At 69.2% G+C, this 13,672-nt stretch carries 12 protein-coding genes; 4 read left to right on the top strand and 8 right to left on the bottom strand.

The window, feature by feature from the left end; translation table 11 throughout:
- Positions 1-360: hypothetical protein (locus WBL05_RS09440; protein WP_424225448.1), on the top strand; the 360-nt coding region annotated here is incomplete at its 5' end.
- Between the two features lie 168 nt (positions 361-528).
- Here the strand turns inward: WBL05_RS09440 and WBL05_RS09445 are convergent.
- From WBL05_RS09445 to WBL05_RS09465, 5 genes are read right to left on the bottom strand one after another with little or no spacing between them, the layout of a single operon-like run.
- On the bottom strand, positions 529-1,992 hold the full coding sequence (locus WBL05_RS09445; protein ID WP_424225449.1) for an oligosaccharide flippase family protein: 1,464 nt from the start codon (positions 1,990-1,992) through the stop codon (positions 529-531).
- Positions 1,993-1,996: 4 nt separating this feature from the next.
- The gene (gene nadE, locus WBL05_RS09450; protein ID WP_424225450.1) at positions 1,997-3,001 is read right to left on the bottom strand and encodes an NAD(+) synthase; all 1,005 of its coding nucleotides are present in this window, start codon (positions 2,999-3,001) and stop codon (positions 1,997-1,999) included.
- Positions 2,998-4,989 carry an asparagine synthase (glutamine-hydrolyzing) gene (gene asnB, locus WBL05_RS09455; RefSeq protein WP_424225452.1) on the bottom strand — a complete coding sequence of 664 codons (1,992 nt, stop codon included), beginning with the start codon at positions 4,987-4,989 and terminating at the stop codon, positions 2,998-3,000. Before asnB ends, nadE begins: the two co-directional genes overlap by 4 nt.
- Entirely contained in the window at positions 4,989-5,222 is a 234-nt protein-coding gene (locus WBL05_RS09460) for a hypothetical protein (RefSeq protein ID WP_424225454.1), read from the bottom strand. Before WBL05_RS09460 ends, asnB begins: the two co-directional genes overlap by 1 nt.
- Complete coding sequence (locus WBL05_RS09465) at positions 5,203-5,472, bottom strand: acyl carrier protein (RefSeq protein WP_424225455.1); 270 nt, start codon at positions 5,470-5,472, stop codon at positions 5,203-5,205. The genes WBL05_RS09460 and WBL05_RS09465 overlap by 20 nt, the downstream gene beginning before the upstream one ends.
- 127 nt (positions 5,473-5,599) lie before the next feature.
- Here WBL05_RS09465 and WBL05_RS09470 point away from each other — a divergent pair, with 127 nt between their 5' ends.
- Genes WBL05_RS09470 through acpS form a run of 3 tightly spaced genes read left to right on the top strand, consistent with a single transcriptional unit; the run spans position 5,600 to position 8,391 of the window.
- Positions 5,600-7,090, top strand: a complete 1,491-nt coding sequence (locus tag WBL05_RS09470) for a class I adenylate-forming enzyme family protein (protein WP_424225456.1) — start codon at positions 5,600-5,602, stop codon at positions 7,088-7,090.
- Positions 7,091-7,147: 57 nt separating this feature from the next.
- Complete coding sequence (locus WBL05_RS09475) at positions 7,148-8,005, top strand: hypothetical protein (protein WP_424225457.1); 858 nt, start codon at positions 7,148-7,150, stop codon at positions 8,003-8,005.
- 2 nt (positions 8,006-8,007) lie between these two features.
- On the top strand, positions 8,008-8,391 hold the full coding sequence (gene acpS, locus WBL05_RS09480) for a holo-ACP synthase (RefSeq protein ID WP_424225459.1): 384 nt from the start codon (positions 8,008-8,010) through the stop codon (positions 8,389-8,391).
- 136 nt (positions 8,392-8,527) lie between these two features.
- Here the strand turns inward: acpS and WBL05_RS09485 are convergent, their stop codons facing one another.
- The 3 genes from WBL05_RS09485 to WBL05_RS09495 form a co-directional block, all read right to left on the bottom strand.
- The gene (locus WBL05_RS09485; RefSeq protein ID WP_424225461.1) at positions 8,528-9,877 is read right to left on the bottom strand and encodes a sugar transferase; all 1,350 of its coding nucleotides are present in this window, start codon (positions 9,875-9,877) and stop codon (positions 8,528-8,530) included.
- 393 nt (positions 9,878-10,270) lie between these two features.
- Positions 10,271-13,429 (bottom strand): SNF2-related protein, encoded by a 3,159-nt coding sequence (locus WBL05_RS09490; RefSeq protein WP_424225463.1) that lies wholly within the window; start codon positions 13,427-13,429, stop codon positions 10,271-10,273.
- 39 nt (positions 13,430-13,468) lie between these two features.
- A partial coding sequence (locus tag WBL05_RS09495) for a PDZ domain-containing protein (RefSeq protein ID WP_424225464.1) occupies positions 13,469-13,672 on the bottom strand: 204 nt, incomplete at its 5' end.

Raw genomic sequence — 13,672 nt, forward strand, 5'->3', positions numbered from 1 at the left:
CTTGCCCGGCACGAGGGCGGGCACCACGACTCGATCCAGATCCGACGCGGTGATGACATCACCCTGCGGGGCAACAACCTGCAGATCTACGTGGCGTCCACCGACGACCCGATGAACGCCGCGCTGCAGATCGGTTCGCTGGTCGGCGACGATCCGATCTCCAACCTGCTGGTTGAGGACAACCTGATGAACGGTGGCAACTTCACCATCAACGGTGGTGGTCGCGGAGAGGTCGACAGTGCGGTGTACCGAGGGAACCGGTTCGGGCTCGACTTCGTCTACGGCGTCGCCGGGAACCTGGAGAACAGCATCTGGGACGACACCAATGTCTTCGACGACTCCGGCGAGCCAGCTCGCTGAGCGTCCGTGGCCCCATCGTCGGTGGCCCGAGATCGGGCCTTGAGCTTGCAGTCGCCAGCACCGGGGCGCATGCCGGACAGAATTCCCGGTTTCGGCACGCTCAACCGCGGCAATCGGCCGTTGAACCGTGGAAACGGTGGATGCGCGTGCCTGAACCGGAATCCTCGGCTACTTCCCGGCCCGCAGCGCCCGGAAGCCCGCCCGCTCGCGGAAGAGCAGGACGCCCCACACCGCCAGCAACACCAGCCCAGCCAGCGCGGCCCCGGCCAGCAGGGGAATGTCCAGCAGGCCAACCAGCCAGGTCAGTGCAGCGGTGGCCAACCCAGCCACCACCCCGGCCCGCAGGGTGCCCAGGTATTCGACGTAACCCAGCCCGATGATGCGCTTGAGGTTGTGGATCTGGAGCAGCATCGCCAGCGCCAGCGCACCCAACATCGCCGAAGCGGCACCGACCGGCCCGAACGCTACCGCCAGTGGGTAGATGGCCGCGACCAGCAACAGGCCACGCAGCAGGGTGAAACTGCGCTGCAGTTCGGGGCGGGCCATCGCCAGATAAACCGAGAAGCTGACCATCGACGCCATGTAGACCACCGAGTAGATCGCGATGATCCCGAACGGGACGGCGACGGCCGCGTAGGGCCGCCCATAGACCACCGTGAGCAGCGGCGCCGCGGCCACCATCATGGTCGCCGCCATCGGCAACCCGAACAGCCAGACCAGCCGCTCCAGCCGCAGGTAAGCGGCGCGCATCTGGTCGTCGGAGTCCTGGAATGCGGTCAGGATCGGCACCACCAGCGGCTGGACGATCTTGGCGAACAGTGACTGCGGGAACATGGCCAGCGTCACCGCCATCGAGTACAGCCCGAGCACCCGGGTGCTGACCACTCGGCCCAGCACGAAGATGTCTGCCTGCGAGACCAGGAAGGTCATGAACGCCAGCCCAAGCATGCCCTTCATGAACGCGAACAGGTCGCGTCGCGACTGCTTGTCGATCCGGAACGATGGCCGGATCGGGCAGAGCACGAACGACAGCACGAACCGCATGAACGCCTCGAAGACGGTGCCGACCACCAGCGCCCAGACGTTCTGCCACAGCACACCGAGGACCAGGGTCAGCACTGTGCCCAGCAGCCCGGCACCCTGGGTGATCGCCACGCTTTCGCCGAACCGGAACTGGCGTTGCAGCGCGTACACCTTGGGGCTTGTCATCCCGGTGAAGATCAGCGAGCTGAACGCGACGATGAGGATCGGCGTGAGCGGCGGCTGGGAGTAGAAGCCGGCGATCAGCGGGCTCAGCGGCGCGGCGACCGCGAAGATCGCCAGGCCGCGGACGGTGTTGATCCACCAGGCGACGTTGAGGAATTCGGGCAGGTGCCCGCGCTTGTTCTGGATGACCGCCTGGCTGACCCCGACCTCGGTGATGGCCTCGAACAGCCCGATGGTGGCCAGCACGATCGCCATCAGGCCGAACTGGTCGGGTGCGATTATCCGGGTCAGCACCATGTTGCGGCCGAACCGGGCCAGCCGCTCGATCAGCGTCCCGGCAGCCAGCACCGACCCGCCCCGTAGTACGCTGCGGCCCAGTGGGTTGTCAGGGCCGTTGAGTTCGGGCTCCGGGTCGGGCTGGTTCACCATCTCATCGCAGGTCGTGGCTGATCTGGGCCACCTCGGCGGCCAGCACCGGCGGCAGGTGCAGGTAGCGGGTGGTCGACCGCTTCTGGTCGATGTCGCGGTAGACCCGCTCCACCTGCTCGACGGTCAGTCCGGCAGCCTCGGCGACCTGTTCGATCGGCACGTCCTTGTTCTTGCCGTGCAGGCACAGGTCCAGCCGCTGGTGCGGCAACGAGAAGTAGAACTCCTCCTGCGATTGAGGCATCGAGTAGGTGTCGGTGGTGGACGGTCGGTTCCGCACGTCTGCCGGCACGCCCAGGTACTCGGCCAACTGGTAGACCTGCGACTTGTACAAGTGGGCGATCGGCTTGACGTCGGCGGCCCCGTCGCCCAGCTTCACAAAGAAACCCTGGTCGTACTCGAGCCGGTTCGGCGTCCCGGTGACTATGTAGTTGAGCCGGTCGGCGTGGTAGTACTCCAGCATCTTGCGCACCCGCTGCTTGAAGTTGGTCGCTGCCACGATCCCCAGGTACGCCTCGGGAGTCAGCCGGTGCCGGGTGGTGCTGCCGTCCGGGTGCTGCACCACGATCGAGTAGAGCCGGAACGAGTCCGAGTCCACCACGCTGGGCAGCACGATCTTGGACCGGTAACCGGCCCCGTACTCGGGTACCGCCAGGCGGATCGCGTCGTCACGCCGCCGGTAGCAGCCGGCCGCCTCCAGGATCGGCGAGATCTCCTCCAGCACCGAGTCGAAGCCCAGCGCGTCCGACACCTGCCGGCTGAAGTCCAGGGTGTCGTCCGAGGACTCCTTCTCGGGCATGTGCAGCCCGAAGACCCGGTCGGGGCCCAACGCCCGGACGCACAGTGCCGCTACCACGCTGGAGTCGATGCCGCCCGACAGGGCCACCACGGCGCCGCGGCGGCGCGTCCTGACGAGGTACTCGGTCAGGGACGCGCTGATCCGCGCGGTCTCCTGTTCGGCGTCGATCTGCAGCGTGGCGGCGCTGAAGGCCGGCTGGGTGAGGGTCATGACTGTCCTTCCATGGTCAGATCAATGGCGGTCAGTGGCGTGCTGGGTGCGTCGGCGGGCTGCCCGCCGTCACCGGCGATGAACAGGTGGTGCAGCAATTGGGTGGACAGCACCGCCAGCACCCGCATGTTGTCGGTGTTGCCCAGTTCGCGGCCAGCGTTGCGGCGAGCCTTGGTGAACAGGCCCTGCACCATGCGTGGCTCGAACAGCCCGGCGGACGCCACGGCGGCCGGCGAGGTGAGCTCGCCGATCCAGTCGGGAGCGTCCGGTGCGCAGAAGCTGGCGGCGTCGGGGGCGCGGTAGGGCTGCTTCGGGCGCTGCACGATCTGCGGCGGCAGGACATCGGCGAAGGCGCGTTTCAGCAAGTACTTCTCCTCCAAACCCAGCAGCTTGTGCCGGGCCGGCAGCGCGTTGGCGAACTCGACCACGGTGTGGTCGAGAAACGGGAAGCGGCCTTCGACCGAATTGGCCATCAACATCCGGTCGCCCTGCGAGGCCAGGATGTAGCCGGGCAGCAGGGTGGTCATCTCCAGCCATTGGGCGCGGCCCAGCGTGTCCCAACCAGCGCTGTGCCCGGGCATCCGGGCGAGCAGGTCGTCGGGGGCGCGGCTGGCGGTGGCCGCGGCGCGGGCGTCCTGGGTGAGCATGGTCTTGAGCGCGGTGGTGGACTGCCAGCGCGGGCGGTGCGACAGCGCCGGGTCGGTGGCGTCCAGGTGCTGGCCGAAGAAGCCGCGGGCGAACGCCGGCGCCTGGCCGGGTGAGCGGACCATCCACGGGTACAGCAGCTCGGCCGCCCGGTCGCGAACGGCCGAGGACGGGTCGCGGGCCCAGAACTGCCGAACCCGGGCCTCCCGGTAGATGTCGTAGCCACCGAGCACTTCGTCGGCACCCTCACCGGTGACCACCACCCGGTAGCCGTGCTGCCGGACCAGCCGCGACAGCAGGAACAGCGGGGCCGGGGCGGCCCTCAGCACAGGCGCCTCGGCATGCCGGACGACGTCGGGAAAGACCTCGGCGATCTGCCGCGGAGAAACCACCACCTCGTGGTGCCGGGTGCCCAACCGGCTGGCCATCAGCTGCTGGTAGCGGCCCTCGTCGAACTCCTGGTCGTCGAACCGCAGCGAGAAGGTGTCCAGCGGGGCGTCGGTGTAACGGGTGACGATGGCCGCGGTCACCGATGAGTCGATGCCGCCGGACAGGTATGCCCCGACCGGCACGTCGCTGCGGACGAACCGCAGCCGGGTGGCCTCCACCAGCCGCTCCCGCAGTGCCTCAGCGTTGGCGCGGACGTCCTGGCCGGGCTCCTCGCCGCGGAGCGGGAAATCGATCGTCCAGTACGGGTGGGTCCGGAAGCCGCCGGCGTCCACGACGGCGACGTGCCCGGGTTGGAGTTGCTGGACGCCGGCGAACGGCGTCCGGGGTGCGACGGTCGACCAGTAGGTGAAGGTCTCGTCCAGCCCGATCGGGTCGATCTCGCGTGACACCGTCGGGTCGGCGAACAGCGCCTTGACCTCGGAGGCGAAGACCAACCGCTCGCCGTCGCGCCGGTAGTACAGCGGCCGCACACCCAGCCGGTCGCGGGACAGGATGAGCCGGCGCTGCGTCCGGTCCCACAACGCCAGCGCCCATTGCCCGTTGAAGCGGCTGAACGCCTGCTCACCCCACTGCTCCCAGGCGTGCACGATCACCTCGGTGTCGCTGGCGGTGGCGAACCGGTGCCCGCACGCCAGCAGCTCCTCGCGCAGCTCGAGGTAGTTGAAGATCTCGCCGTTGAAGCTGACCCACAGGCTGCCGTCCTCGTTGGACAGCGGTTGGGCGCCGCCGGCGGTGTCGATGATGGCCAGCCGGGCGTGGCCGAGCCCGACGCCGGCGTCGCGCAGGTAGCCGCTGCCGTCCGGTCCCCGATGCCTGAGGCGTCCGACCATCCGCAGCAGCAGGTCGACGTCCGGTGCCGGCCCGCCGGTGTAGACGCCGCAGATGCCGCACATCAGCCGGGCAGGTGCTGCCGTAGGGTGGCCCGCACCGCGGTCCGGTCGGCCAGGTGGGCGGGGTCGATCTCGGCGTCCGACAACGTGACGCCGAAGGCGTCCTCGACGAAGATAGCGGTCGCGACGGCGTCCAGCACCGCATCCTCGGAGTTTCTTGGCAGGGCGTAGAACTCGTCCAGCACCTGGTCGATGTGGTCCGGCTGGCGGGCGGCGCTAGCCGATGGGCTGGGCATCGGCACTCCGCGCCAGGACGTAACGCGTCAGGTTGGCGACCGAGCCGAGGTTGTCGGGCACCGTTTCGGAGTCGGCCACCTCGATCCCGAAGTCCGATTCGAGGAACTGGATCAGTTCCAGGATTCCGGTGGAGTCCAGGATTCCGCTTTCCAGCAACGACTCGTCGTCGTCGGGGGCCCCCGTGGCATCACCGAACAGGAAGTTGTCGACGATGAAGTCCATGATGCGATCGCGGACCTGCTGTTCCATATGTCCTCCCAGACGACGGGGGCATGCATGCCGGAGCGTACACCCTTATCATGACTCCTATTGGTCCATCCAGAACGCACCTTGGCAACAACCCGTAGGGGTACCGGCGAGTGACTGAGGGGGCACGATGACGCGACTGGAATCCACCACCGATCACCTCCTGGCGGCAGGGGCACCGGACGCGGTCGCGATCGTGGAGGCCAAGCGAGTGGTCACCTACGGTGAACTGCGCGACCACGTCGCCCGCCTGCTGGCCGCGCTGGACGCCCGTGGTGTCGCTCCCGGATCGCGGGTGGCGATCCTGGCCGAGAACTCGGCGTTCTGGGTCGCCGCCTATCTGGCCGCGCTGCATCGCTACGTCGCGGTGCCGTTCTCCACCAAGCTGCCACCGGCCGAGGCGACCCGGCTGGCCGACTGGGCCGGCTGCGACGCGGTCCTGATGGACCGCCGCAACGAACGCGACTACGCCGCGGCCTTCGGCGACCGCCCTCGGCTCAACGAGGTGACCGCCGCCGACGGGCCGGTGCCGCCGTGGCCGACGTCCAGTGTGGGCCTGGACGACGAAGCGGCCCTGATGTTCACCTCCGGCACCACCGCCAGCCCGAAGGCGGTGCGCATTACCAACCGCAACCTGCGGGCGAACACCGCGTCCATCGTCGAGTACCTGGGTCTGGCAAGCGACGACCGGATGCTGGTGGTGCTGCCGTTCTTCTACTGCTACGGCGCCTCCCTGCTGCACACCCACCTTCGGGTGGGCGGCAGCGTCGCCCTGTGCAACACGTTCACCTTCCCCGAGACCGCGCTGGAGATGATCGACCGCGAGCAGTGCACCGGGCTGGCCGGTGTGCCGTCGACCTACCAGTTGCTGTTGCGGGCGTCCAGCTTCGCGTCCCGTCGGCTGGGCTCACTGCGGCATCTCCAGCAGGCGGGCGGCAAGCTGCCGCCGGTGCTGATCGAGGAACTGGTGGCGGCGCAGCCGCACGCCCGGGTCTTCGTCATGTACGGCCAGACCGAGGCGACCGCCCGGCTGTCCTACCTGCCGCCGGCCCTGCTCGGCACCAAGCTCGGCTCAATCGGTCGGGGGATCCCGGGGGTCCAGTTGACCGTGGTGGACGAACAGGACAGCCCGGTCCCGCCGGGCGTCACCGGCGAGATTGTCGCCGTCGGCGAGAACATCTCACCTGGCTACCTGAACGATCCCGACGCCACCCGGGAGAAGTTCGCCGGCGGACGGTTGCGGACCGGTGATCTCGCCGTCGTCGACGCCGACGGCTTCATCTTCATCGTCGATCGGTTGGCTGACTTCATCAAGTCGTGGGGCAACCGGGTCTCAAGCCAGGAGGTGGAGGGGGCGGCGCTGCGGCTCAACAGCCTGGTTGCGGCGGCGGCGGTCGGCGTTCCCGACCCAGACGCCGGGGAGGCCATCGTGCTGCTCGCGGTGCCGCGGCCCGGGGCGTCGGTGACCGAGGACGAGATCGCCGCCCACCTGAGGGCGCACCTGGCCAAGCACATGCTGCCGCGGACCATCCGCCTGGTCGGCGCCCTGCCCCTGAACGACAACGGCAAGGTGTCGAAGACCCAACTGCGGGCTCTGGTCCAGCAGCCTGACGCCGTCTAGACTCCCGGCAAATGCTCATCACAAGGATGATTGCTTTCTGGGGGGAGGGCTCGAAAGGTGAGAGCAAGAACAATCGTGGTTGCCCTGGCGGTCCTGGCCGTGGTCGCCGGAGTGGGGGGCGGTGCGCTGTTGATGCTGGCGTCGCGGCAGGGGACACCGATGGCGAATGAACCACTGGACAATCCGCCGGCGACCGACGACCAGCTGGTGGCGGCGGCCGGGCGGCGCATCTTCTTCGCCCACCAGTCGGTTGGCAAGAACGTACTCAGCGGGGTGCCCGAAGTGTACGCCGCGGCCCAGCTGCCGGCACCGGAGATCGTCGATCTCGGTGCGGGCGCCGCGCTGCCCGAGGGCGGGAGCGAGCCAGTGCTGGCCCACGCCTACATCGGTGAGAACGGCGACCCGTACGGCAAGCTGGCTGACTTCGACTCGCGCCTGCGGGCCGGGCTGGCCGATCAGGTGGAAGTGGCGTTGCTGAAGTTCTGCTACCTCGACATCACCGGCGAGACCGACGTCGATGCCCTCTTCGAGACCTATCGTCGAACCCTGGCCGACCTGGAGCGCGACTTCCCTGAGGTCCGGTTCGTGCACGTCACCACACCGGTGAAGACCGAGCCGACCGACCTGAAGTGGCGGGTCAAGGAGGTCATCGGCCGCCCGAACGACAACGCCGCACGCGAGCAGTACAACGCCCTGATGCGCGCTGAGTACGGCGATGGCCGGCTGCTCGACCTGGCGGTCATCGAGGCCACCGCCCCGGACGGTACCGTCGCGATCGTGTCCAGCGACGGCCGTCAACACCTGGCGCTGGCCCCGCAGAACGCCGCCGACTCGGGCCACCTGAACGCGGCCGGTTCGGTCACTGCCGCCGACCGGTTCCTGGCCCTGGTTGGCGCCGAGGCCCCGGCGGCCTGACGGTGGGCATCGGACTGGGCACCGACATAGTCGATATCGCTCGTCTGGAACGCCTGATCGCGGTCGGTGATCAGGTGTTCCTGGCGCGCTGGTTCACCCCGGAGGAGCGGGCCTACTGCTCGGGCAAGGCTCGGCCGGCTGCCCACTACGCTGCCCGGCTGGCCGCGAAGGAGGCCGTAGCCAAGGCGCTGGCCTGGCAATGGACCGGCCCGGTGCCGTGGCGTGACATCGAGATCCGCCACGGTCCAACCGGGGCGCCGGTGGTCCGGCTGTCCGGCAAGGTGGAAGAACTCGCGGCGGCCCGGTCCGTCACCGGGATCACGGTTTCGCTGTCCCACGCGCAGGGGCATGCGACAGCGGTAGCGATTGCGGCAATGGCGGGTTGATTGGCGCGCCCCCAGCGCACCAGCGACCGGGGGTCCAAGGTGGGACGTGATCGCTGAACCTTGGCAGCGTACTGTGGCTGAGCCGTCGTGGGTGGCCAGGCCCCCCAGCCCAGCCACCCACGGCGGCGATCCCCCCTCAGTGGGCCCCAGATCTGGTGAGCACCGCCCGGAAGGTCTTCCAGATGATCAGCAGGTCCAAGGTGATGGACCAGTTCTCGACGTAACGCAGATCCAGTCGCACGCCTTCGTTGCCGGGCAGGTCGGAGCGGCCGCTGATCTGCCACAGCCCGGTCAGACCCGGCGTCACCAGGGCGCGACGATTGGCGTCCACCGGCATCTCGGCTAGCTCGTGGGACAGGTGCGGCCGGGGCCCGACCAGCGACATCGAACCCTCCAGCACGTTGAACAGTTGCGGCAGCTCGTCGATCGACCAGTCGCGGATGAACTGGCCGAATGGCGTGATGCGGGGGTCTTCGCGCAGCTTGAACAGCCCGCCGTGGCCCTCGTTGCGGTCCAGCAGGGCGGCCTTGCGCGCCTCGGCGTCCACCACCATCGACCGGAACTTGAGCAACTCGAACGGCTCTCCGTTTCGCCCGATGCGGGTCTGCCTGAAGAAGACCGGACCGCCGTCCTGAAGCTTGACCGCCAGCGCCACCACCAGCAGCAGCGGGCTGAGCACGATCAGACCGGTGAGGGTGAGGACGATGTCCAAAGCCCGCTTGATGGTGTGCTGCCAGCCGGTGAACTTCGGCTGCTCCACCTCCAGCAATGGCATCCCGACCACTGGCTTGATGTCCAGCCGGCTGTGCACCACCTCGGCCAGCCCGGGTGCCACCAACAGCTCGACGTCGACGTCCTCAAGCGACCACGCGAGCCGGCGCAGGTAGGACTCGCGCAGGTACTCCCCGCCGGTGACCGCAACCGCCTCATAGCCGCCGTGCATGACCACCGCTCGGACGTCGTTCAGACCACCCACCACCGGGATACCGAGTCCGTCGGGCTCGGTGCCGACGGGCAGGCAGGCGGCGATCACTGTCATCCCGCTGAAGGGTTCGCGAGCCACCGCGTCCCTAAGCGCGGCCACGGCGTCCGGGGAGCCGACCGCCAGGGTGCGGCGCATACCCACCCCCCGCTTCTGCAGCCTGTGCAGTCGGTCGCGGGCAACGAAGCGGCCGAGCGTCGACACCGTCACGCACAGCGGAGCCGTCAGGGCTACCACGGTCAGCAGGCTCCACTGGCTCAGCATGGCAGCGGGATAGACACTCAGGGCGAGCAGGGCGGGACCGGCCCTGAACACCGACCGCAGTTCGCCGGTGCCCACACCGATGCGGCGGCGCCGATAACCGCCGGTGGCCGCGATCAGCAGTGGCCAGGCTCCGGCTGCCAGCAGCGCAGCGAGGTACGAGAACACGTCGCCGGGCAACAGCAGGCGATCGATGACCTGGACGATCACCGCGAACGAGATCAGCCCGATGACCAAGTCCATGACGACCAGCGACAGGACATACTTCCGGCTGACCGAACGGAAGGAGCCGGTAGCCCCTTGGGCAGGCAGCGCCTGGCGTGCCGGGAAAATGGAGTAGCTGTGCGTGCCCTTGCGGAATCGGTCCCGAATTCCCCCCTTTAATTGCACGCTTGAACTGTTTTTGTGCACGTTGGACCCCCCTACGCGCCACGCGTCATCCCCCCCTGGGACGCGGTGGCCCGAGCTCGCGCTCGAGTGACGTCATCCTAGCCTCCGCAGCCGGGGAGGACTAGGGGGTTTACCCGCCCATACGGCCTCGTATCGGGCGCTGTCAGCGTCCCCAGGACAAGTGACGGCCACGGTAGGAATAACTGAAACGTTCATCTGTTCCCGTGGGTGTTCGCTCTCGGCGAGTCAATCAGCCTCCAGTAGGGCCTTGATCTCGGCCACGCCCAGCGGCGGGGCCGCCAGATCGGACGCCGAACCCACCACCTGGTCGAACAGGTCGCGCTTGCGTTGCTGCAGCGCGACCACCTTCTCCTCGATGGTGTCGGCGCTGACCAGCCGATAGATGTTGACCGGCTTGTCCTGCCCTATCCGGTGGGTCCGGTCGATGGCCTGGCTCTCCGCGGCTGGGTTCCACCACGGGTCGAGGATGAAGACGTAGTCGGCCTCGGTGAGCGTCAACCCGAAGCCGCCGGCCTTCAGCGAGATCAGGAAGACCGGGTCGTCCCCGGCCCGGAAGGCATCAATCCGCTCGGCCCGGTTGCGGGTGCGGCCGTCCAGGTAGCTGTAACCGATGTGCGCGGCGTCCAGTCGCTGCCGCACCAGCGCCAGGAAGCCGGTGAACTGGCTGAACACCAGCGCCCGGTGCCCGCCGTCGATCACCTCCGCCAGCAGGTCCAGCAGCGTGTCGATCTTCGCCGACACCACCGGGTAGCCCTGGTCGACCAGCCGCGGTGACAGGCTGAGCTGGCGCAGCACGGTCAGCGAGCGCAGGATGGTGATCCGGTTGCGTTGCAGGTCGCCGATCAGGCCGAGCACCTTCTGCCGCTCCCGGGCCAGGTGCCGATCGTAGAGCCGGCGGTGGGACGCCGTCAGCTCCACCGGCACGATCTGTTCCTGCTTGGCCGGCAGTTCGGTGGCGACCGCATCCTTGGTGCGGCGCAGCATCAGCGGCCGGGTCAGCCGCTGCAGCCGGGCGAGCCGCTCGGCGTCCCCCGATTCGATCGGTCGGCGGTACAGCTCGGTGAACACCTTCGGGTCGGGGAACAGCCCGGGCGCGGTGATCGACAGCAGCGACCACAGGTCCATCAGGTTGTTCTCCAGCGGGGTGCCGGTCAGGGCCATCTTGTGCCGGGCGGGCAGCCGGCGCACAGCCTGGTAGGCCTTCGACGCGTGGTTCTTGACGAACTGGGCCTCGTCCAGCAGCACCGTCGACCACTCGATCCGCTGGTAGTCCTCCGCCTCCAGCCGCAGCAGCGTGTACGAGGTGAGGACGAGGTTGGCCCCGGCGACCGCCTCGGCCAGCGGCCGGCCGCGGCGGGCCATGGTCTGGGTGATCGTCACCACCTCCAGGTCGGGGGTGAACCGGACGGCCTCGCCGGCCCAGGTGCCGAGCACGCTGGTGGGCGCCACCACCAGCATCGGACGCCGCAGCTCGCCCGCCTCAAGTTGGGACTGCGCGAGGGCGAGCGCCTGCAGCGTCTTGCCCAGGCCCATCTCGTCGGCGAGGATGCCGCCCAGCCCGGCCCGGGACAGGAAGCTCAGCCAGCCGAACCCGGTTCGCTGGTAGGGACGCAACTCGGCGCGCAGCCCGGCCGGGACGGTCGTGTCGGGCAGCTCGGTCAGGTCGAGCAGCGCTCCGACCGAGCGCCGCCAGGCGGCGGACTGCTCGGCCACCACACCCAGCCGCACCAGTTCGTCCCACAGGCCGGCGTGCTCTGGCCGCAGCTGGAAGGTCTGGTTCTCGTGGTCGACCAGCAGCCGGGCCTCGTCGATGAGGGTGCGGAGCTGGTCGAGTTCGGGACGGTCGAGGCTGAACCAGGTGCCCGACTCGAGCAGCAACCAGTCCTGCCCGAGCGACAGCGCACTGAACAGGGGCGCGAACGGCACCGGTTCGTCCCCGACGCTGACCAGCACGTCCAGGTTGAACCAGTCGCCGGACGGTGCGTCGGTGACGGTCAGCTCGATCCGCGGTGGTTCGGCGGCCTCCCGGTAGGACGGGGCAGCCTCGTTCGACCGGACCTCGACGTTCGGGTGCTCGGCCAGCAGCGGCAGGACGCGCTCGACGAAGTCGAACAGCTCGCGCCCGGTCAGCAGGCTGATGGCGGCGCGCCCCGCCCCGTCCGGCAGGCTGGCCACCAGCTCGGCCTCGGCCCGGTGGTCACGGATCGGCGGGTCGGAACTGGCCGGCGCGAATCCGACCTCGGCGCTGCGGCCGGCCAGTTCGTAGCGGAACGACCAGGCCACCCTGGCCGATGCCGGCTGGAACGTGACGTCGCAGAGCAGGGTGGGTGGTGAGGGTTCGGGCAGCACGACGTCGTCGGCCACCTGCACCTCGAAGCGCTGCCGCAGCCGGGGCAGGTAGCCCAGCGCGAACAGCTCGACCTCGTCGGCGGGCACCTCCAGCCGGTCGGACTCGGTGAACAGCCGGTGCTCGTTGCGGGTCAGCGGCTGGTCGAGCGGGCCGAACAGCAGCCGGTCGTCGGTGCGGACGGCCAGGCCGTGGGCGGGCGAGCCGATCAGCTCTGCGCCGGGCGGCAACTGGGTGCGGCCAGGGCCGCTGACCAGCACTTTCTGCACCCGCAGGCCGCCGGCCGCGGACTCGATGGTGATCAACGGGACGGCCGGGTCGTCCAGCAGCGCCGGTTGGGGCAGCGGCCGACCCCGCTCGTCGTTCCCGGCCACCAGCGGGACGCCGGCCAGCAGCGCCGTCCGCAGCACCCGCCACATGTCGGGCAGCAGCGCCGAGAACCGCAGCGAGTCGTCGGAGCGGCTGTAGTAGCCGAAGTCGCTGAAGCGTTGCGCCTCGTACAGGTCGACCAGCGCCTCCCGCTGCGCGTCTGCGAAGCGGGCCGGCGAGGTGCGCACCTCCGACCAGCTGGCCCCGGTCTTGATCCAGTTCCCGCGCGCTCCCGGCCGCATCGGACGGCACCAGTAGCCGAGCCGGGAGTGGTTGACCTGCAACGCCAGCGGGGCCTTGTCCGGGGTGCTGGCGGGGTCGTCGGTCAGGATCGGGTTGAGTGCCTGCTGCCAGCGCGGCTGGGCGCGCCGCCGCTGCACCGCCTGCATCTGCAGGATCACCGCGGCGCCGTGCTTGCAGTTCACCCCGACCGGGCAACTGCAGGTCGACTGCAGCGAGCCCGGCCCGTCGGGGCAGTTCACCACAGTGTGGTACGTGCGGAATCCCGAACCCCGGACCGTCGCCATCACCAGGGTGTCGACGCTCTGGATCTGGCTCACCCGGGCCTGCCGCTGGTACTCGGCGGCACGCCCCAGCGTCCCGGCGCCGAACCGCCGCTCCAGGTCGCTGCTGGTGAGTTGCGACACCCATTCGGGATAGCTCTTCATCGTCGTCCAAGGTACGCGGTACGACTGACAACGCCCTCCTCAGCCCTCGCGCAGCAGCGCTGGCCGGGCGATCACGTCCACCATGGCGCCGTTGCGGTAGGTGGTGATGGCCAGCGCTCCGCCGGGGACGTGGGTGAACAGCCTGCGCTGCAGATCCTGCGCGTCGGTAACCGGCTGGCCGCCGACCGTGACGACCAGGTCGCCCTCCCGCAGGCCCGCGATCGCGCCGGGGCTGCCGGGCTG

The sequence above is a fragment of the Brooklawnia sp. genome, from assembly GCF_049651565.1.
Classification (GTDB): Bacteria; Actinomycetota; Actinomycetes; order Propionibacteriales; family Propionibacteriaceae; genus Brooklawnia.